This window comes from Leifsonia sp. NPDC102414, from assembly GCF_044765685.1.
In the GTDB taxonomy this organism is placed as follows: Bacteria; Actinomycetota; Actinomycetes; order Actinomycetales; family Microbacteriaceae; genus Leifsonia.
This window is the reverse complement of the sequence record NZ_JBIWKN010000004.1, coordinates 245,841-264,393: the sequence shown is the minus strand read 5'-3', so window position 1 is coordinate 264,393 and position 18,553 is coordinate 245,841. Positions and strand designations below refer to the sequence as shown.

The window sequence follows — 18,553 nt, the reverse complement described above, 5'->3', positions numbered from 1 at the left end:
GGAGTGACCCGGCGTAGCCGAGCTCAGCGTGTGTAGTTCGGCGACTCCACGACCATCTGGATGTCGTGCGGGTGCGACTCCTTGAGCCCTGCGGGGGTGATGCGCACGAACTTGCCGCGCTCCTTGAGCTCGGGGATGGTGCGGGCGCCGACGTAGAACATCGACTGACGCAGGCCGCCGAGCAGCTGGTATGCGACGGCCGACAGCGGGCCGCGGTACGGCACCTGACCCTCGATGCCCTCGGCGATGAGCTGCTCGTCGCTCGGAACGTCCGCCTGGAAGTAGCGGTCGCGGGAGTACGAGGTCTTCTTGCCGCGGGTCTGCATCGCACCGAGCGAGCCCATGCCGCGGTAGTTCTTGAACTGCTTGCCGTTGACGAAGACCAGGTCTCCCGGCGACTCCGAGGTTCCGGCGAGCAGCGAGCCGAGCATCACGGTGTCCGCACCGGCCACGAGCGCCTTCGCGATGTCGCCCGAGTACTGCAGACCGCCGTCGGCGATCAGCGGCACCCCGGCCGGGCGCGCGGCGAGCGAGGACTCGTAGACCGCGGTCACCTGCGGAACACCGACACCGGCGACGACGCGGGTGGTGCAGATGGAGCCGGGTCCGACGCCGACCTTGATCGCGTCAGCGCCGGCGTCGATGAGTGCCTGAGCGCCGGAGCGGGTGGCGGCCTGGCCGCCGATCACGTCGACGTGCTTGGCGCGCGGCTCGTGCTTCAGCCTGCTGATGATGTCGAGCACGCCGCGGCTCTCTCCGTTGGCCGTGTCGACCACGATGACGTCGACGCCGGCGTCGATGAGGGTCATCGCACGCTCCCAGCCGTCGCCGAAGAAGCCGATCGCTGCGCCGACGCGCAGCCGGCCCTCGTCGTCCTTTGTGGCGTTCGGGTACTTCTCGCTCTTGTCGAAGTCCTTGACCGTGATGAGCCCGCGCAGGCGACCGTCGGCGTCGACCAGGGGGAGCTTCTCGATCTTGTGCTCGGCGAAGATGGCGACCGCGGAGTCCGGGTCGATGCCGACAGGAGCGGTGATCAGGGGCATCCTGGTCATCACGTCGCGCACATAGGTGGTGGTGCGCTCGAACGGCGACACGAAGCGCATGTCGCGGTTGGTGATGATGCCGACGAGGGTGCCGTCCGCCTCGACCACGGGGAGGCCGCTGACGCGGAACTGGCCGCAGAGCGCATCCACTTCTTCTACGGTGGCGTCCGGGGTGGTGGTGACGGGATTGGTGATCATGCCCGACTCGGACCGCTTGACCTTGTCGACGTGCGCCGCCTGGTCTTCGATCGAGAGGTTGCGGTGCAGGATGCCGATGCCGCCCTGCCGCGCCATGGCGACGGCCATGCGGGACTCTGTGACGGTGTCCATCGCGCTCGAGAGGAGCGGAGCGGAGACCGAGATGCGCTTGGTGAGCCGCGAGGAGGTGTCGACCTCACTCGGGATGACGTCCGTGTACCCGGGAAGGAGCATCACGTCGTCGTAGGTCAAACCGATGAAACCGAACGGATCCGACTGATCCATTTCACCCCTTAGTCGTTGCGGAGTTGGAAGAAGTCCGCCGCCACCAGCGCCTGCGGATAATCAATCGTAACGGCAGAACCCTGGTGGTTTATTCCACGGTCGCGACGTCGAGTTCCGCAGCTTTCCGGCCGGAGCGGCTGGCGACGATCATGTCGACGCACAGGATGAGCAGTGCGAACCACACGATGGCGAAACCGAACCAGCGCTCTGGCGGCATGGCCTCGTGCAGCACCACCACGCCGACCAGGAACTGGATGAACGGGGCGAAGTACTGGATGAACCCCATGTAGACCAGCGGCAGCCTCCGCGAGGCAGCGGCGAAGAAGAGGAGAGGCACGGCGGTGATGACGCCGGTACCGACCAGCGCGATCGTGTGCCAGACGCTGACCGTGCCGAGCGTGACGCCGACCGTCGCCCCGACCACGACGAGCTGTACGATGGCGACGGGGGTCAGCCACATGGTCTCCAGGGTCAGCCCGGAGACCGCATCCACTGCCCCACCGACGCGCTTCTTGATGAGGCCGTACAGTCCGAACGAGAAGGCCAGGATGAGCGCGATCCACGGCATCGAGCCGTAGCCGATCGCCAGGACGACCACCGCGATCACGCTCACGCCGACCGCCACCCACTGCGCGACCCGCAGCTTCTCGCGCTGCACGAGCACGCCGAGGAAGACCGTCACGATCGGGTTGATGAAGTACCCGAGCGCCGCCTCGACGACATGGCCGCTGACCGTCGCGAGCACATAGGTCTGCCAGTTGACGTAGATCAGCGCTCCAGCGACGCCCATGGTGAAGACGACCCGCTTGTTCAGCAGCAGGGAGCCGAACGCGCGCCATTTCCTGGTGACCGTGAGCAGGATGGCGCAGAAGACCAGCGAGAACAGCACCCGCCACGCGACGATCTCCCACGCGCTCGCCGGCACGAGCGACAGGAAGTAGATGGGCAGGATGCCCCAGAGGACGTACGCGGAGATGGCGTAGACGAGACCGGAGCGACGGTGTTCGGACAGGGGCTTGGCGGTGACGGGCTCGCTCTGTGATGTTTCGCTCTGGGGCACGGAGTGATCCTACGCGCGACGAGGGACACGGAGAACGACGAAGGCCCGGATGCGCGTGCGCATCCGGGCCTTCGAACAGCCTGTCGTCAGCGGACGACGACGGCCAGAACGTCGCGAGCGGAGAGGACGAGGTAGTCCTCTCCACCGAACTTGACCTCGGTTCCGCCGTACTTGGAGTAGATCACCTTGTCGCCGACGGCGACGTCGAGCGGAACGCGGTTGCCGTTGTCGTCGATGCGGCCGGGGCCGACGGCGACGACTTCGCCCTCCTGCGGCTTCTCCTTGGCAGTGTCGGGGATGACCAGACCAGATGCAGTGGTCTGCTCAGCCTCGACCTGCTTGATGACGATGCGATCCTCGAGCGGCTTGATGGAGACCGACACGGTTGACCCTCTTTCCTACAAACACAGGCGTGAACAAAGACGTGAGTTAGCAGCCTCATAGTGAGAGTGCTAACACGAGTTTAGAGGGTGCGTTAGCAGTCACGCAACGTGAGTGCCAAGAGGGTGACGCGGAGGAGGTAGCGTGAGTCGCATGGACCGGTCGGAACTCGTCGAGCTGCTCTCCACCGAGGGGCTGCGGCTGCTCGATTCGCTTCCGCCGTACCACTCGGAGCGCGACGTGCTCCGGATGGTCAGCGACCTGCGCAAGGCAGGCCACTCCCCCGGGCTGGTCGCCGCCGTGCTCACCCAGGCCAAGCTCCGCTCGAAGGCCACGGCCAAGTTCGGCGACTTCGCCGAGCGGATGCTCTTCACAGAGGCCGGGCTCGAACAGGCGACCAGGCTGCCGGTCGCCGCCCGGCACGCCGGACGCTTCCAGTCGGCGGGGCTCGAGCGCGTCGCCGACCTCGGCTGCGGCATCGGGGGCGATGCGCTCGCCATCTCCGCGCTCGACATCGAGGTTCTCGCCGTCGACGCCGACGAGGTCACCGCCGCGATCGCCAGCTACAACCTCGCCCCGTTCCCCCGCACGACGGTGGAGCACAGGAAGGCGGAGGACGTCGACCTGCGCTCGTTCGACGGCGTCTTCCTCGACCCGGCCAGGCGAACGGCAGGGCACGGCCAGACCTCCCGTCTCACCGACCCGGACGAGTACTCCCCATCCCTCGGCTTCGCCTTCGAGCTGGCGACGGGACGGTCCGTCGGCGTCAAGCTCGGACCCGGCCTCGACCGCGACCTCATCCCCTCCTCCGCTGAAGCCCAGTGGGTCTCGGTGGACGGCCAGGTGGTCGAGATGGGCCTCTGGTTCGGTGTGCTCGCGCGCCCTGGCGTCGGCCGCGCCGCCCTGGTAATCAGAGGCGACGAGGCCAACGAGCTCACCGCGCGCGCTGACAGCGACGACGAGGCGACCGGCGGGCTCGGCGACTACCTCTACGAACCGGACGGCGCCGTAATCCGCGCCAGGCTGATCGGCGACCTCGCGCGCAGCGTCGACGGCCGGATGCTCGCGGACGGCATCGCGTACATCACCTCGGACACCCTCTCCACCACACCGTTCGCCACGGCTTTCCGCGTGATCGAGACGCTGCCGTTCAACGAACGCGACCTGAAGCGCGCCCTCCGCGAGCGCGGCATCGGCACCCTGGAGATCAAGAAGCGGGGCGTGGATGTCGACCCTGCCACGCTCCGCAAGCGCCTCTCCCTGAGCGGCTCGGCGTCCGCGACCTTGCTGCTCACGCGCGTGGCAGGCAAGCACACGGCGATGCTGGTGGAACGCATCCACTGACCCGATCGACTGGCCGGAGACGACGATGGGCCGGGACACGCTCGCGCGCATCCCGGCCCATCGGACAGCCGGAGGATCAGTATCCGCTGTAGTAGTTGCTGCTCGCGCTCACGGCGATGATGAAGATGATGATGACCACCCAGATGATCACAGAGAACAGCACACTGACGAATCCGGTGATGATGCCGGTGAGCCAGAAGCCCTTCGCGGCCGGTTCCTTCCTCTTGCCGATGAAGCCGAGGATGATCGCGGCGACGCCGAACGGGAAGCCGATGCCGTAGACCCAGCCGAGCACGACGCCGATGATGCCGCCGACCATCGACAGGATGCTCAGCGTCGGGGACTTGGCGGGCGCCGCGTACGGCTGCGCGTATCCGGGGGCAGGCTGGCCGTATGCGGGCTGGCCGTATGCGGGCTGGCCGTATGGCTGCTGCTGGCCGTACGGCTGCTGCTGGCCATAGGGCTGCTGCTGCCCGTACGGCTGCTGGCCATACGGCTGCTGCTGGCCATACGGCTGCTGCTGCCCGTACGGCTGCTGCTGACCGTACGGCTGGCTCGGTGCCTGCGGCTGCTGGCCGTAGCCCGCGGGCGGAACGGGCGCCGCCGGGGGCACGGGCGCTGCCGGCGCCTCGGGCGGGACGGGAGGAACCGCGCCGGTCTGCGCCTCTCCGGTCGGCACGTCGCCGCTCTGTGCGTTGGGGTCCACCGGCTCCGCCGGCACGTTCGGATCGGTCATGAGACCCATCTCCTTCAATCCTGAGAAATTCCTGTAACGCAGCCAATGCTGGCAGCGCGTGCACAGGGGTGTCAACGACAGTCCCCCATCGGCGCCCCCTCGAACCACCATACCGATCGGGATGCGCCACCGTGAGCGTCCGCACAGGAATGGGGACCGCAGTACCACTCGGTCCGGCGGCCGCGCGATACCTCGGTCGTATCCGCGCCCCCGCAGGTCAGCGCATGACCTGGATCTCGGTGACAGGGAGGGTCGAGTCCGCCGAGAAGCCGAGGGTGCTCGGCTCGTGACCGGCCATGATCAACTGAGCGCCCAGAGCGGCGATCATCGCCCCGTTGTCCGTGCACAGCGACAGGGCGGGGATGCGCAGCTCGACCCCCGCGGCCGTCGCCCGCTCCTGAGCCACCTGCCGAACCCGCGCGTTCGCGACCACTCCTCCGCCGAGCAGCAGCCGAGGGACGCCGTGGTCGGCGCAGGCGGCGAGCGCCTTGGTGATCAGCACATCCACGACGGCCTCGCGGAACGAGGCGGCGACATCGGCGACGGGCACGGGCTCTCCCGCATCCTGCCGCTGCTCGACCCAGCGCGCGACCGCGGTCTTGAGCCCGGAGAAGGAGAAGTCGTACCTGTGGTGCTCCAGGTCTTTCGGCTTGGTCAGGCCGCGGGGGAACCGGATGGCCTTCGGGTCTCCGTCGACGGCGACCCTGTCGATCTGCGGCCCGCCGGGATACGGCAGCCCGAGGACGCGCGCCACCTTGTCGAACGCTTCGCCCGCCGCGTCGTCGATGGTCTCGCCGAGCAACTCGACGTCGGTCACCAGGTCGCGGACGAGCAGCAGCGAGGTGTGGCCGCCGGAGACGAGGAGCGCGATCGTCGGCAGCTCGACGGGGTGACCCTCTCCGCCGTGGGCGTCGAGGAGGTCGGCTCCGACGTGGCCGACCAGGTGGTTCACCGCGTACAGCGGCTTGCCGAGCGACAGGGCGAGCGCTTTCGCCGCACCGACGCCGACCATCAGCGCGCCGGAAAGCCCCGGCCCGCTAGTGACGGCGACTGCGTCGACGTCGGCCAGGTCGATGCCGGCGTCGGCGACCGCTGTGCGCAGCGTCGGCGTCAGCGCCTCCAGGTGGGCACGCGCTGCGACCTCAGGAACGACGCCGCCGTAGCGCGCGTGCTCGTCCATCGACGATGCGATGGTGTTGGCGAGGAGGGTCGTCCCCCTGACGATGCCGATGCCGGTCTCGTCGCAGGAGGTCTCGATGCCGAGGACGAGGGGGTTCTCTCTGTTCATGCCGTCGTCTCTGTGGTCGTGGCGATCGTCGTCTGCGGGGCCGGAACGGCGAGCCGCATCACGATCGCGTCGACGCCGTCCGGCTGGTAGTAGCGGGGACGCACGCCGATCTCCTCGAAGCCGAGCTCGCGGTACAGGGTCTGCGCCCCCGGGTTGTCCGCGCGCACTTCGAGGAACACCTCACGCGCCCCTCGCTTGCGCGCCTCGCCGATCAGCGACAGCATCAGCACGCGGCCGAGCCCCCTGCGGCGGGCGTGCGGGGCGACGGCGATGGTCTGGATGTCGCCCTCGCCTGCACCCTCCGGCGCCAGCAGTCCGGCGTAACCGTCGATCCGCTCCGGATGCTCAGGCTCGAACGCGACGAGGTAGTACCCGTTCGCGCTCGCCACCTCGGAGCGCATCGAGTGCTCCGACCACGCATCGGAGACGAAGGTGGCGCGTTCGAGCTGCATGATCGCATCCACATCGTCGTCGGTGGCGCGCCGGAGCTGCCAGGCGGTCACGCGCTCACCCGCTTGGGGCCGGAGGAGAGCGTGACGTCCGGCGACCGCAGGTAGAGCGGCTCGTCGGCGTCGAACGACAGCCCGTTCGCGTAGCGCAGCTCGGCGATCATCCCGAGCGCGCCGGCCGAGACAGTGGATGCGTCGAACCGGGTCATCCCTGCGTGCGGCAGGTCGTCCGGCTTCGTCAGTCCAGGGCCGTCCAGACGCACCGGGATGCCGTGCTCGTCCACCCCGGAGTACGCGGACCAGTACAGCTCCTTGCGGCGGGCATCCGTCACCACCAGCAGCTCACCCAGTGTTCGCGCGCGGTAGCGCTCGAACGCGACGGCGTCGTGGCTGACGACGGGCACGAGCGGCTTCCCAGCGCCGAAGGCGAACGCCTTGGCCGCCGCGATGCCGACGCGCAGCCCGGTGAACGGGCCGGGTCCCATGCCTGCGACGACGCCGGACAGCGCGCTCACGGGAACGCCGGACTCGGCCAGCACCGCCTCGATCAGCTCGCCGATGACCTCGGCGTGCCGCATGGTGTCGGCCTCCGTGCGCTCGGCGATGACCCCGCGGTCACGATCGACCACGGCCACACTCGTTCCGGCGGAGGTGTCGATGGCGAGAAGCATGGATCAAGCCTAAACGGGTTCCGGCGACGAGCCGGAGGCCCAGCGGGGGCCGTACCCGTTCACCGTGACGGTGCGCGGCTCGTCGGCGTCCAGCTCGGCGTCGTCGTCCGTGTCGTCCTCGCCGTCGCTCGCGGAGTCTCCCGCCACGTCCGCGGCGCCCGTGGGCCGCGCGATCTGCACCTCGAGCCACGACTCCGTCACGCCGTCGAGCATCCCCGCGCCCCACTCCACCACCACGACGGAGCGGGCGAAGTCGATGTCGAGGTCGTCCAGCTCCAGCGCGCTGCCGAGGCGGTATGCATCCACGTGCACCAGCGGCGGTCCGCCGACGACGCTCGGATGCGTTCTGGCGAGCACGAAGGTGGGGCTCGTCACCGGGCCGCGCACCTGCAGGCCGTCGCCGATGCCGCGGGTCATCGTGGTCTTGCCTGCGCCGAGCGGGCCGCTCAGTACCACCAGGTCGCCCGCGCGCAGGATGGCCGCCAGCTCGACGCCGAAGGTGTGCATGTCCGCAGCGGTCGGCACGACCCTGGTCACCGGCGGCCAGACGTAGCCGGTCACGGCATCCCCACGTAGCGGCGGCGCACTCTGGCGCCGATGCGCGTCACGATCTCGTAGTTGATGGTGCCCGCGGCCTCCGCCCAGTCGTCCGCGGACGGGACGCCCGTGGCAGGGTCTCCGAAGAGGACGACCTCGTCGCCGACCTGCACGGGATGGTCGTCGACGTCCACCACGAACTGGTCCATGGCGATGCGGCCGCAGACGCGGAACGTGCCACCTGCGATCGCAACGGGGGCGGTGTTGGAGGCGTGGCGAGGGATGCCCTCCGCGTAGCCGAGCGGCACGAGCGCCAGGGTCGTGTCGCCTGACGTGCGATAGGTGTAGTCGTAGGAGACGCCGGTGCCAGCCGGCACGCGGCGCACGGCAGCGACGCTGCCGCGCAGGGTCATCACCGGACGCAGCCCCAAGTCGGCGCTCGACCGGCCGGCGAGCGGCGACAGGCCGTAGATGGTGATGCCCAGGCGCACCAGGTTGAATCGCGTATCCGGGATGGTCAGCGCCGCGGCGGACGCGGCCAGGTGACGCAGCTCTGGTCGCAGTCCCGCAGCCGCAGCACGGTCGAGACCCCTGGTGTAGACGGCGACGGCGGCGCGGTCGTCCTCCGGCGACGCGTTCGAGACGTGACTGAAGACGCCGCGCACGACGATGTCACCCGCGTGCTCCAGCTCGCGGGCACGGGCGAACGCCGCATCCCACTGCGGCTCGGAGATGCCGTTGCGGCTGAGGCCCGTCTCCAGCTTCAGCTGCACGAACGCCTGCCCGTGCAGGACTCCGCGCTCCACCAGGGCGCGCCGCGCGGCCGCGACAGCGTCGAGCTGCGCGATCGAGGACACCCCGATGTCGACGCCGGCGGCGATGGCGGGGGCGAAGTCCGCATCCGGGTCGTGCAGCCAGGCCAGCAGCGGCGCCTCGATCCCGGCGTCCCTCAGCTGCATCGCCTCGGTGAGGTCGGCGACGCCGAGCCAGTCCGCTCCCCCGGCGAGCGCCGCCCGCGCGCACTCGACGGCGCCGTGGCCGTACGCGTTCGCCTTGACGACCGCCATCACGTGCTCGGTGCCGACCACCTCGCGGAGATGCGCGACGTTCGCCGCAAGCGCCCCCAGGTCGATCACGGCCTCGCGGAAGTCCGCGCGCTCCTCGGTCTCGTGAGCGATGGTCAACTGTCCCTCTCCGTCACCACGAACGCCGTCGCCACCCCTGCGTCGTGCGTCATGGTCACATGGATGTGCGCGATCCCCCGCTCGCGCACGTCCCTTTCGATCACGTTGTGGAGCACGAAGCCAGGGTTGCGCTCGTCGTCCGCGACGATCTCCATGTCGTGCCAGCGCACGCCCTCCGAGCCGCCGAGCGCCTTGATGAGCGCTTCCTTGGCCGCGAAGCGCGCCGCCAGCGAGTGCACAGGCAGGCCGCGCTCCGCGTCGGTGAAGAGCCGTTCCCGCAGGCGCGGCGTCCGCTCGAGCGAGCGGGCGAAGCGTTCCAGGTCGACGACGTCGACCCCGATCCCGGCGATCACGGCCCCTCCGTCACTCGACGGTGACGGACTTGGCCAGGTTGCGCGGCTGGTCCACGTCGAGACCCTTGGCCGCGGAGAGCTCCATGGCGAAGATCTGCAGCGGCACCACGGCGAGCAGCGGCTCGAACAGCGGAGCGGCGAGCGGGATGCGGATGACCTCGTCGGCGAACGGCAGCACGGCGGCGTCGCCCTCCTCCGCGATCGCGATGACGCGGGCGCCGCGGGCGCGGATCTCCTGGATGTTCGAGACGACCTTCTTGTGCATCTCGTCCGACCAGCGCGGGCTGGGAACGACGACGAAGACCGGCTGGCCGGGCTCGATCAGTGCGATCGGGCCGTGCTTCAGCTCACCGGCCGCGAAGCCCTCCGCGTGGATGTACGCCAGTTCCTTGAGCTTCAGCGCACCCTCCAGGGCGATCGGGTAACCGACGTGGCGGCCGAGGAAGAGCACGGAGCGGGTGTCGGACATCCACCTGGCGAGCTGCGCGATCGTCTCGTGCGATTCGAGCACGGAGGCGATCTTCTCCGGAACGGCCTGCAGCTCGTCGATGGCGTCGTGCTGCTGCGTTTCGGACAGCGTGCCGCGCACGCGCGCCAGGTGCAGGCCGAACAGGTAGAGAGCGGTGATCTGCGCGACGAAGGCCTTGGTCGACGCGACGGCGACCTCTGGGCCGGCGTGCGTGTACAGCGCGGCGTCCGATTCGCGCGGGATGGTCGCGCCCTGCGTGTTGCACACGGAGATGGCGGTCGCGCCTGCCTCGCGGGCGTACTTGACGGCCATCAGGGTATCCATCGTCTCGCCGGACTGGCTGATCGAGATGACGAGGGTGTTGTCGGTGATGACGGGCTCGCGGTAACGGAACTCGTGGCTCAACTCGACCGTGACGGGCACGCGCGCCCACTTCTCGATGGCGTAGCTGCCCACCAGGCCCGCGTAGGCCGCGGTGCCGCAGGCGATGATCGTGATGCGGTCAATGGTCGAGAGCTTGTCGTCGCCCAGCACGTCCAGCTCCGGGATGTGCACCGTGCCGTCGACGATGCGGCCGCGCAGGGTGTTCGCGACCGCGTCTGGCTCCTCGGCGATCTCCTTGGCCATGAACGACGACCAGCCGCCCTTCTCTGCGGCGGAGGCGTCCCAGGCGATCTCGAACGGCTCCACCTCGACCGGGGCGCCGGAGAAGTCGGTGACGGTGACCGCATCCGGGGTGATGGTGACGATCTGGTCCTGGCCGATGGCCAGCGCGTTGCGGGTGTGCTCGACGAACGCTGCGACGTCGGAGCCGAGGAAGTTCTCGCCGTCGCCGAGGCCGATCACCAGCGGCGAGTTGCGGCGCGCGCCGACGACGACGTGCGGCTGGTCCTTGTGCAGTGCGAGCAGCGTGAACGCGCCCTCGAGGCGGGAGACGACGCGCTGGAACGCCTCGTTCAGATCGCCCGTCGTGCGGTACTCGCGGCCGAGGAGCACGGCGGCGACCTCGGTATCCGTCTCCGACTCGAAGGTGAAGCCGTCCGCGAGCAGTTCGTCGCGCAGGGTGGCGAAGTTCTCGATGATGCCGTTGTGGATGACGGCGAGCTTGCCGTCGTCTCCGAGGTGCGGGTGGGCGTTGCGGTCGGTCGGTCCGCCGTGGGTCGCCCAGCGGGTGTGGCCGATGCCCGTTCCGCCGTTCGGGATGGGGTGCGCCTCCAGCTCACCGGCGAGCGCGGACAGCTTGCCCGCCTTCTTCGCCGTGCCGAGCTGGCCGTCCGGGCCGATCACGGCGATACCGGCCGAGTCGTACCCGCGGTACTCCAGCCGCTTCAGGCCGCCGAGCAGGACCTCAACACTCTTGTCGGTACCGACGTACCCCACGATTCCACACATGCTGCCGATTTTAGCCTGGCGCGACACCCTAGACTTGTCGCCTATGGCGGTGAACGGCGCAGCACAGGGCGTATCCACAGGCAACGGCGACTCGTCCCCGTTCGTCGAGCTGAGCAGAGCCGACTGGGCCGACCTCGCGCAGAGCACGCGGCTTCCGCTCAAGGAGACCGAGATCGTGCAGCTCCGGGGCCTCGGCGATCCTCTCGACATGCGCGAGGTCGAAGAGGTCTACCTGCCGCTCAGCCGCCTGCTGAACCTCTACGTCGGCGGCGCGAAGCAGCTGCACAGGGTGACCAGCCAGTTCCTCGGCGAGCGCGCCGCGAGCACACCGTTCGTGATCGGCGTCGCCGGTTCCGTCGCCGTCGGCAAGTCGACCATCGCGCGCCTGATGCGGGAGCTGCTGTCCCGGTGGGACGACACACCCCGCGTCGAGCTCGTCACCACCGATGGGTTCCTGCTGCCGAACGCGGAGCTGGAGCGTCGCGGCCTGATGGACAGGAAGGGCTTCCCCGAGTCGTACGACCGCAAGGCCCTCCTGCGCTTCGTCACGGCCGTCAAGAGCGGCGCGGCCGAGGTGCGCGCGCCGTTCTACTCGCACCTCAGCTACGACATCGTGCCGGACGCCGAGATCGTGGTCCGGCGGCCGGACGTCCTCATCGTCGAAGGGCTCAACGTGCTCCAGCCTGCCGGCGGGGGGAACCGTCTCGCCGTCAGCGACCTGTTCGACTTCTCCGTCTACGTGGATGCGCGCACCCGCGACATCGCGCACTGGTACCAGGAGCGCTTCCTCAAGCTGCAGCGCGGGGCGTTCACCAACCCCAAGTCGTACTTCCACCGCTTCGCCGAGCTGACGGAGGAGCAGGCCAGAGCGCGCGCATCCAGCATCTGGGAGTCGATCAACGAGCCGAACCTCACCCAGAACATCCGGCCGACGCGCTCCCGCGCCAAGCTGGTGCTGCGGAAGGGCGCCGATCACACGGTGAGCTCCGTGCTCCTGCGGAAGCTCTGATCAGGGCATAGATCCCCCAGGCGTGCATCACCGGGGTTTTCGCGCTCTGTTATCTAAAGCGCGCGTTATTCCATCATGAGGTATGGCCGCTCCACACTCTCGCGCCGCCGAGCTGTTCGGCGAGCGCGTGCGCGCGGCCAGGATCGCCCTCGGCCTCTCACAAGAGGACGCAGCGCACCTCGCCGACATGCACTCGACCAACTACGGACGGATCGAGCGCGGGGAGGCCAACGCCGAGCTCCACACGATCGTGCGTCTGGCGACAGCGCTGAACGTCGATCCGGGCGACCTGCTCAAAGGCCTCTACGGCGACGAACTGCTGCCGAAGCGCACACGGTCGTACACGGTCGCCGATTTCATCGCATCCAGGAAGGCGGCGGGCGGCCGCTGAGCCGACCGGGAGACATCGTGCCGACACAGCGTTCGAACGCCGCAGCGATCCTCGGCGACCGCATCAGGGATGCCAGGATCACTCTCGGCCTTCCGCAGGCGGACATCGCGCACCTCGCGGGGATGGACGTCGCGAACTACGGCAAGCTCGAGCGCGGCCAGAGCAATCCGACCCTGGAGACGCTCGTGCAGGTGTCCACCGTGCTCGGCACAGACCTGGGCGCCCTCACCGCCGGACTGAGCGGCACGGACATGCTTCCGCCGTCGGAGCGCGTGTTCACGGCCGCGGACTTCATCGAAGCCCGCGGCCGCAGAAACCGCTAGAGCGACAGCCGATCGCGCACGACGGTCGCGAGCTCCTCGGCGAGGCGCTCTGCCGTGTGGATGTCCGCCGCCTCGACCATCACGCGCACCAGCGGCTCCGTGCCGGACGGGCGCAGGAGGACGCGGCCGGTGTCGCCGAGCGTCGCTTCCGCCGTCTGCACGGCCGCCTTGAGGCCGTCGTCCGTGTGAACAGCGTGGTGGTCGACGTTCTTGACGTTCACCATCACCTGCGGGTACACGGTCATCACCTGGGCGAGCTCCGCGAGGGTCTTGCCCTGGCGCGCCATCTCGCTGAGCAGGTGCAGGCCGGTCAGGATGCCGTCGCCGGTCGTGGCGAACTCGCGCATGATGACGTGCCCGGACTGCTCTCCACCGAGGGAGTAGTCGTTCTGGTTCATCTCCTCGAGCACGTAGCGGTCGCCGACCGCCGTCTCGACCACCCGGATGCCGTGGTCGCGCATCGCGAGCTTCAGCCCGAGGTTGCTCATCACCGTGGCGACGAGCGTGTCGTCGCGGAGCTTGCCGCGCTGCTTCATGCCGACCGCCAGGATCGCCATGATCTGGTCGCCGTCGACCACCTTGCCGTTCGCGTCGATCGCGAGGCAGCGGTCGGCGTCGCCGTCGTGCGCGATGCCGACGTCCGCGCCCGCCGCCAGAACGGCGGCGGCGAGGTTGTCGAGGTGCGTCGAGCCCACCCCGTCGTTGATGTTCATCCCGTCCGGCGAGTCGCCGATGACGGTGACGCGGGCGCCCGCATCCGTGAACACCTCAGGAGAGACGCCGGCGGCTGCACCGTGGGCGCAGTCGAGGACGACGTGGATGCCGTCGAGGCGGTGCGGCAGGCTCGCCAGCAGGTGCAGGACGTAGCGGTCCTCCGCGTCGGCGAAGCGACGGATGCGCCCGACGGCCGCGCCGGTCGGAGCCAGCTTCTCGAGGGAGAGGTGCTCCTCGATCCTGTTCTCCACGATGTCGGGCAGCTTGGTGCCGCCACGGGCGAAGATCTTGATGCCGTTGTCCGGCGCCGGGTTGTGCGATGCGGAGACCATCACGCCGAAGTCGGCGTCGAAGTCCGCGATCAGGAACGCGGCCGCCGGCGTCGGGATGACCCCGGCGTCGTACACGTCGATGCCGGAGCTGGCGAGCCCGGCGGATACGGCCGCAGAAATGAACTCGCCCGAGACACGAGGGTCACGGGCGACGATCGCCGACGGGCGCTTGCCCGCGGCACGCCGCGCCTCCGCGCTGCGGCCTTGCGTCAGGACAGCAGCAGCTGCCTGAGCAAGGCCGAGCGCGAGGTCGGCGGTGAGACTACCGTTCGCGAGTCCGCGGACTCCGTCGGTTCCGAAGAGGCGTGGCATGAACCGAAGCCTAAGCGCTGTCGACGCTTAGCGCTTGGAGAACTGCGACGCCTTGCGGGCCTTCTTGAGACCGGCCTTCTTGCGCTCGATGACGCGAGCGTCACGAGTGAGGAAGCCTGCCTTCTTGAGGGTGGCACGGTTGTTCTCGCGGTCGATCTCGTTGAGGGCACGAGCGATCGCCAGGCGCAGCGCGCCGGCCTGGCCGGAGGGGCCACCACCGGTGATGCGTGCGATGACGTCGTAGCCGCCGATGAGGTCGAGGACCTTGAACGGGTCGGTGATCAGCTGCTGGTGCAGCTTGTTCGGGAAGTAGTCGGCGAACTCACGGCCGTTGACCGTGATGCTGCCGGAGCCGGGAACGAGGCGCGCGCGGGCGATGGCCTGCTTGCGACGGCCGACGGCCGCACCGGGAACGGTGAGGACGGGACGCTGCGCCTGGGGGGCCTCGGAGGCCGGGGTCTCGGTCGAGTAGGACTCGACGTTGTCGGCCTGGGCCGACTCGATGCTGTCTGCGATCTTCGCCACGATGGTGATAATCCTTTATCTCTGAGTCTGAAAGGTCTGTCGGTCGCTTACTGAGCGACCTGGCCGAGGGTGTACGGCTTCGGCTGCTGGGCGGCGTGCGGGTGCTCGCTTCCCGTGTAGACCTTCAGCTTGCGGAGCTGGGCGCGGCCGATCGAGTTCTTGGGGAGCATTCCACGGACAGCCTTCTCCACAGCGCGGATCGGGTTCTTCTCGAGGAGCTCGGCGTAGGTGACAGCCGTGAGGCCGCCCGGGTAACCGGAGTGGCGGTACGCCTTCTTCTGCGCAGCCTTGGCGCCGGTGAGGGCGACCTTGTCCGCGTTGACGATGATGACGAAGTCGCCGGAGTCCATGTGGGGGGCGAACGTCGCCTTGTGCTTTCCACGGAGGAGAGCGGCGGTGTGGCTGGCGAGACGGCCGAGCACGACGTCAGTCGCGTCGATGATGACCCAGTCGCGCTGGATCTCGTCTGCCTTCGGGGTGTAAGTGCGCGTCACAGTAGTGGCTGCTTTCTGTATCGAACGGAGGTGTTCGTGAATCCCACTCCCTGGCTGTTCCACTCCTGGATGAGGAGGGAACCTGCCCTTCGGAGGGCTCACGTTCGTGTGTCGCACCGCAGAGGCGCGGACACCAAAGATCAATAGTACGCGACAGGCGGGATGCCGGTCAAACCGCGGGCGGGAAGCACTCAGCCCCAGGGTTGAAAACCGGGCGAATGCGATGCGCCTGCTCCGTCAGCACCATAGCGTGATGCGCATGGTCAAGCTATTCCCCGTCGCTCAGCGCTCCATCGAGCCCGTGATCGCGATCGCGTTCTTCCTGTTCTGGGCGTTCGCCGAGGTCGGGCGGCACCAGCTCGTCGCAGGAACGCTCCGCTACACCCTGCCATGGTGGGCTGCGCTCCTCGGCCTCTCCTTCGCCATCGCGATCTGCCGGATCTGGCCGATGATCGCAATGGGCGTCTCCATCGTCGTGGCAGTCGGTCAATTGCTCGTTCCCGCGGCGGCCTTCGGGGCGGGATACGGATCGACGGACTGGCCGATGGCGGTCGGTTTCCTCCTGGTGGTGATCGGCGTCAGCGCGTTCATCCCGAGCAGGTGGCGGGCTTTGTCATTCGCATTCGCGATCGCACTGGCGGTTTCCACACCCTTCGCCGGTGGACCGATCACTCTCGACAGCCTTTTCGTTCTCGCCACCTCGCTCCTTGCATTCGTCTGCGCCTGGCTGCTCGGCTTCTTCGGCCGCGCCTGGCAGCAGAAGCTGCGCAGCGAAGCGCTCCTCGCCCAGACCACCGACGAGCTGCGCAGCGCAGAGGTCGACCTGCTCGTCTCACAGGAGCGCGACAGGATCGCCCAGGACGTGCACGACATCATGGCGCACTCGCTGTCCGTCATCATCGCCCAGGCGGACGGCGCGCGGTTCGTCGCTCCGGCCCGCCCAGAGGCGGTCTCCGAGTCGCTGGAGAACATCGCCGCGTCCGCCCGCACCTCGCTCACGGAGGTGCGGATGCTCATCCAGACTCTTGTCGCCGACCCCATCGGCCACTCCACCCCGACTGTCGACGACGTCGGCGAGTTGGTCGAACGGATGCGGACGGCAGGGCTCGCCGTCGAGCTCAAGCAGTTCGGAGACGCCGACCCGCTGACCGGAGCGCAGGAGCTCGCCGTCTACCGGATCGTGCAGGAGAGCCTGACGAACGCGCTCAAGCACGCGGGGACGGAGCCGTCCGCCCGCGTCTCGCTCGACTGGCGCGGCCAGGGCCTCGCCATCGCGGTGACCTCCAGCGGCACTCCAGGGGAGCGGGAGACGCAGACCACGAAGTCGCGCGGCCTGTACGGGATGCACGAACGGGCACGGCTCGCGGGCGGTTGGCTCACCGCGGGGGTCGACGACGACGTGCCAGGCGGATACGTCGTCACCGCGTTCATCCCCACCGCGGCCGTCGGGCAGGCGTCGTGAGCGCGATCCGGGTGGCCGTCGTCGACGACCAGGTGCTCTTCTGCTCCGGCCTCGCCATGCTGATCGAGTCGCAGCCCGACCTCGCGTTCGCGGGGTCTGCGCACGATGGGGAGGCGGCGGTCGCCCTGGTCGAGCGCGAACGGCCTGACGTGGTGCTGATGGATGTGCGGATGCCCGTGCTCGACGGAATCGCGGCGACCGAGCGCATCCTGTCCGGTGTCCAGCGGGACGGCGCCGGCCTGGACAGTGCCCCGAAGATCATCGTGCTCACGACGTTCCAGCGGGACGAGGCCGTCGCCCGCGCTGTGCGGGCCGGCGCATCCGGGTTCATCATGAAGGACACGACGCCCGAGTTCGTGCTCGCCGCCATCCGCACGGTCGACGCCGGTCACGCGGTGATCGCCCCGAAAGACACCGCAGAGTTGTTCGGCGGGCAACGGCGTGCCCCCGTGCCCGACGCGATCGCCGACCTCTCCGCCAGAGAAAAGGAGGTCTTCCTCCTCGCGGCGCGCGGGCTCAGCAACGCCGAGGTCGGCCAGACGGCATACATCAGCGAGGCGACGGTGAAGAGTCACATGCGGAGCATCCTGGCGAAGCTGGCGCTCACCTCGCGCGTGCAGCTCGTCGCGTTCGCCTACGAGAACGGGCTGGTGCGCTGAGCCCGGCCTAGAGCGTCCGGCGCGCCCTGGTCTGCTCCGCGCGGATCGCGAGCCCGACATCGTCCGGGTAGCCGACCTGCTGGAGCGTCAGGCCGCGGGCGGGCATCACCGCGAACGCGTTGGTGCGCTGCTGCCCGTCGCGCAGCGCCACCAGCTCTTCCGGTGTCAGCTTGCCGTTGCCGACCCCGACGCACGCTCCGACGAGCGAGCGCACCATGCTGTGGCAGAAGGCGTCGGCCTTCACCTCGGCCACGAGCACCCCGTCGTCGTCCCGGCCCCAACCGAAATTCTGCAGGGTCCTGATGGTCGTCGCGCCCTCGCGGGGCTTGCAGTAGCTCGCGAAGTCGTGGAGCCCGAGCAGGCCGAGCGCCGCCGCATCCATCGCCTCGACGTCGAGCGCGGAGGAGACCCAGGCGGTGCGGTGCCGCTGCAGCGGGTCGCGGAGGGATGCCGTGTCGGCGATGCGGTATTCATAACGCCGCCAGATCGCGGAGAACCGCGCGTCGAAGCCGTCCGGCGCGATGCTCGCCGCCGTAACGATCACGTCGGGCACGGGGCCGAGGACCCCGTTGACCCTGCGCGCCAGCACCTCGGCAGCGGGGAGGACGGGCAGCGAACCCCTGCGGCGGCGCAGGACGGCGACCTGCGGTTCCGTGAGGTCCACGTGGGCGACCTGCCCTGTCGCGTGGACGCCGGCATCCGTGCGTCCGGCGACGGTCAGGATGGGCGCGTCGCCGTACCGACGGAAGATCGTCGCGAGGGCCGACTCCAGCTCGCCCTGCACGGTCCGCTGCCCCGGCTGGCGCGCCCAGCCGTTGAACTCGGTGCCCTGGTATGCAATGTCGAGGCGGAAGCGGGTCGTCACCAGGTCGTTCACATCACGATTCTACGGAAGGGCCGACCACTGTCAGGAGCCGTTGCTATCGTGGTCCCTTCGCGATC

Annotated in this window: 21 protein-coding genes; 6 read left to right on the top strand and 15 right to left on the bottom strand. The window is 69.0% G+C overall.

The features are described 5' to 3' along the window. Positions 1 to 23: 23 nt before the first annotated feature. The 3 genes from guaB to groES form a co-directional block, all read right to left on the bottom strand. Positions 24 to 1,526 (bottom strand): IMP dehydrogenase, encoded by a 1,503-nt coding sequence (guaB, locus tag ACIRCZ_RS16655; protein WP_055894870.1) that lies wholly within the window; start codon positions 1,524 to 1,526, stop codon positions 24 to 26. Positions 1,527 to 1,614: 88 nt separating this feature from the next. Continuing rightward, positions 1,615 to 2,586, bottom strand: a complete 972-nt coding sequence (gene rarD, locus ACIRCZ_RS16650; RefSeq protein WP_402854937.1) for an EamA family transporter RarD — start codon at positions 2,584 to 2,586, stop codon at positions 1,615 to 1,617. Positions 2,587 to 2,672: 86 nt separating this feature from the next. Then, positions 2,673 to 2,969 carry a co-chaperone GroES gene (groES, locus tag ACIRCZ_RS16645; RefSeq protein ID WP_055894868.1) on the bottom strand — a complete coding sequence of 99 codons (297 nt, stop codon included), beginning with the start codon at positions 2,967 to 2,969 and terminating at the stop codon, positions 2,673 to 2,675. A 151-nt stretch (positions 2,970 to 3,120) separates the two neighbouring features. On the opposite strand from groES, the gene ACIRCZ_RS16640 reads away from it, so the two are divergent. After that, positions 3,121 to 4,311 (top strand): SAM-dependent methyltransferase, encoded by a 1,191-nt coding sequence (locus ACIRCZ_RS16640; RefSeq protein WP_402855092.1) that lies wholly within the window; start codon positions 3,121 to 3,123, stop codon positions 4,309 to 4,311. 76 nt (positions 4,312 to 4,387) lie between these two features. Here ACIRCZ_RS16640 and ACIRCZ_RS16635 read toward each other — a convergent pair whose 3' ends face one another. The 8 genes from ACIRCZ_RS16635 to glmS all read right to left on the bottom strand — a co-directional run bounded on the left by ACIRCZ_RS16635 (position 4,388) and on the right by glmS (position 11,390). After that, the gene (locus ACIRCZ_RS16635) at positions 4,388 to 5,047 is read right to left on the bottom strand and encodes a DUF4190 domain-containing protein (protein ID WP_402854934.1); all 660 of its coding nucleotides are present in this window, start codon (positions 5,045 to 5,047) and stop codon (positions 4,388 to 4,390) included. 217 nt (positions 5,048 to 5,264) lie between these two features. Next, positions 5,265 to 6,335 (bottom strand): tRNA (adenosine(37)-N6)-threonylcarbamoyltransferase complex transferase subunit TsaD, encoded by a 1,071-nt coding sequence (gene tsaD, locus ACIRCZ_RS16630; RefSeq protein WP_402854932.1) that lies wholly within the window; start codon positions 6,333 to 6,335, stop codon positions 5,265 to 5,267. Then, the gene (gene rimI, locus ACIRCZ_RS16625) at positions 6,332 to 6,838 is read right to left on the bottom strand and encodes a ribosomal protein S18-alanine N-acetyltransferase (RefSeq protein WP_402854930.1); all 507 of its coding nucleotides are present in this window, start codon (positions 6,836 to 6,838) and stop codon (positions 6,332 to 6,334) included. The genes tsaD and rimI overlap by 4 nt, the downstream gene beginning before the upstream one ends. Next, positions 6,835 to 7,455 carry a tRNA (adenosine(37)-N6)-threonylcarbamoyltransferase complex dimerization subunit type 1 TsaB gene (gene tsaB / locus ACIRCZ_RS16620; RefSeq protein ID WP_402854928.1) on the bottom strand — a complete coding sequence of 207 codons (621 nt, stop codon included), beginning with the start codon at positions 7,453 to 7,455 and terminating at the stop codon, positions 6,835 to 6,837. Before tsaB ends, rimI begins: the two co-directional genes overlap by 4 nt. Positions 7,456 to 7,464: 9 nt before the next feature. Continuing rightward, positions 7,465 to 8,016 carry a tRNA (adenosine(37)-N6)-threonylcarbamoyltransferase complex ATPase subunit type 1 TsaE gene (gene tsaE / locus ACIRCZ_RS16615; protein ID WP_055894859.1) on the bottom strand — a complete coding sequence of 184 codons (552 nt, stop codon included), beginning with the start codon at positions 8,014 to 8,016 and terminating at the stop codon, positions 7,465 to 7,467. Beyond that, positions 8,013 to 9,176, bottom strand: a complete 1,164-nt coding sequence (alr, locus tag ACIRCZ_RS16610) for an alanine racemase (protein WP_402854925.1) — start codon at positions 9,174 to 9,176, stop codon at positions 8,013 to 8,015. The genes tsaE and alr overlap by 4 nt, the downstream gene beginning before the upstream one ends. Next, positions 9,173 to 9,529 (bottom strand): holo-ACP synthase, encoded by a 357-nt coding sequence (locus ACIRCZ_RS16605; RefSeq protein ID WP_055894856.1) that lies wholly within the window; start codon positions 9,527 to 9,529, stop codon positions 9,173 to 9,175. Before ACIRCZ_RS16605 ends, alr begins: the two co-directional genes overlap by 4 nt. A gap of 10 nt (positions 9,530 to 9,539) precedes the next feature. Beyond that, positions 9,540 to 11,390 carry a glutamine--fructose-6-phosphate transaminase (isomerizing) gene (gene glmS / locus ACIRCZ_RS16600; protein ID WP_055894854.1) on the bottom strand — a complete coding sequence of 617 codons (1,851 nt, stop codon included), beginning with the start codon at positions 11,388 to 11,390 and terminating at the stop codon, positions 9,540 to 9,542. Between the two features lie 43 nt (positions 11,391 to 11,433). Between glmS and coaA the strand changes: the two genes are divergently transcribed. The 3 genes from coaA to ACIRCZ_RS16585 all read left to right on the top strand — a co-directional run bounded on the left by coaA (position 11,434) and on the right by ACIRCZ_RS16585 (position 13,113). Continuing rightward, complete coding sequence (gene coaA, locus ACIRCZ_RS16595) at positions 11,434 to 12,399, top strand: type I pantothenate kinase (RefSeq protein WP_055894851.1); 966 nt, start codon at positions 11,434 to 11,436, stop codon at positions 12,397 to 12,399. Positions 12,400 to 12,481: 82 nt separating this feature from the next. Further along, on the top strand, positions 12,482 to 12,790 hold the full coding sequence (locus tag ACIRCZ_RS16590) for a helix-turn-helix domain-containing protein (protein ID WP_402854923.1): 309 nt from the start codon (positions 12,482 to 12,484) through the stop codon (positions 12,788 to 12,790). Between the two features lie 17 nt (positions 12,791 to 12,807). After that, on the top strand, positions 12,808 to 13,113 hold the full coding sequence (locus ACIRCZ_RS16585; RefSeq protein WP_402854921.1) for a helix-turn-helix domain-containing protein: 306 nt from the start codon (positions 12,808 to 12,810) through the stop codon (positions 13,111 to 13,113). Here the strand turns inward: ACIRCZ_RS16585 and glmM are convergent. From glmM to rplM, 3 genes are read right to left on the bottom strand one after another with little or no spacing between them, the layout of a single operon-like run. After that, on the bottom strand, positions 13,110 to 14,471 hold the full coding sequence (gene glmM, locus ACIRCZ_RS16580; protein WP_402854919.1) for a phosphoglucosamine mutase: 1,362 nt from the start codon (positions 14,469 to 14,471) through the stop codon (positions 13,110 to 13,112). The two genes, ACIRCZ_RS16585 and glmM, sit on opposite strands and share 4 nt — an antisense overlap. A 27-nt stretch (positions 14,472 to 14,498) precedes the next feature. Further along, the gene (gene rpsI, locus ACIRCZ_RS16575) at positions 14,499 to 14,996 is read right to left on the bottom strand and encodes a 30S ribosomal protein S9 (RefSeq protein WP_055894843.1); all 498 of its coding nucleotides are present in this window, start codon (positions 14,994 to 14,996) and stop codon (positions 14,499 to 14,501) included. 47 nt (positions 14,997 to 15,043) lie between these two features. Beyond that, the gene (gene rplM / locus ACIRCZ_RS16570; RefSeq protein WP_055894840.1) at positions 15,044 to 15,490 is read right to left on the bottom strand and encodes a 50S ribosomal protein L13; all 447 of its coding nucleotides are present in this window, start codon (positions 15,488 to 15,490) and stop codon (positions 15,044 to 15,046) included. 259 nt (positions 15,491 to 15,749) lie between these two features. Here rplM and ACIRCZ_RS16565 point away from each other — a divergent pair, with 259 nt between their 5' ends. Beyond that, on the top strand, positions 15,750 to 16,952 hold the full coding sequence (locus ACIRCZ_RS16565) for a sensor histidine kinase (RefSeq protein ID WP_402854916.1): 1,203 nt from the start codon (positions 15,750 to 15,752) through the stop codon (positions 16,950 to 16,952). Then, positions 16,949 to 17,611: a response regulator gene (locus ACIRCZ_RS16560; protein ID WP_402854914.1), complete on the top strand. Its 663-nt coding sequence runs from the start codon at positions 16,949 to 16,951 to the stop codon at positions 17,609 to 17,611. The genes ACIRCZ_RS16565 and ACIRCZ_RS16560 overlap by 4 nt, the downstream gene beginning before the upstream one ends. A 7-nt stretch (positions 17,612 to 17,618) precedes the next feature. Here the strand turns inward: ACIRCZ_RS16560 and truA are convergent, their stop codons facing one another. After that, positions 17,619 to 18,488, bottom strand: coding sequence for a tRNA pseudouridine(38-40) synthase TruA (truA, locus tag ACIRCZ_RS16555; protein ID WP_055894834.1), 870 nt, complete (start codon positions 18,486 to 18,488; stop codon positions 17,619 to 17,621). Positions 18,489 to 18,553 lie beyond the last annotated feature (65 nt).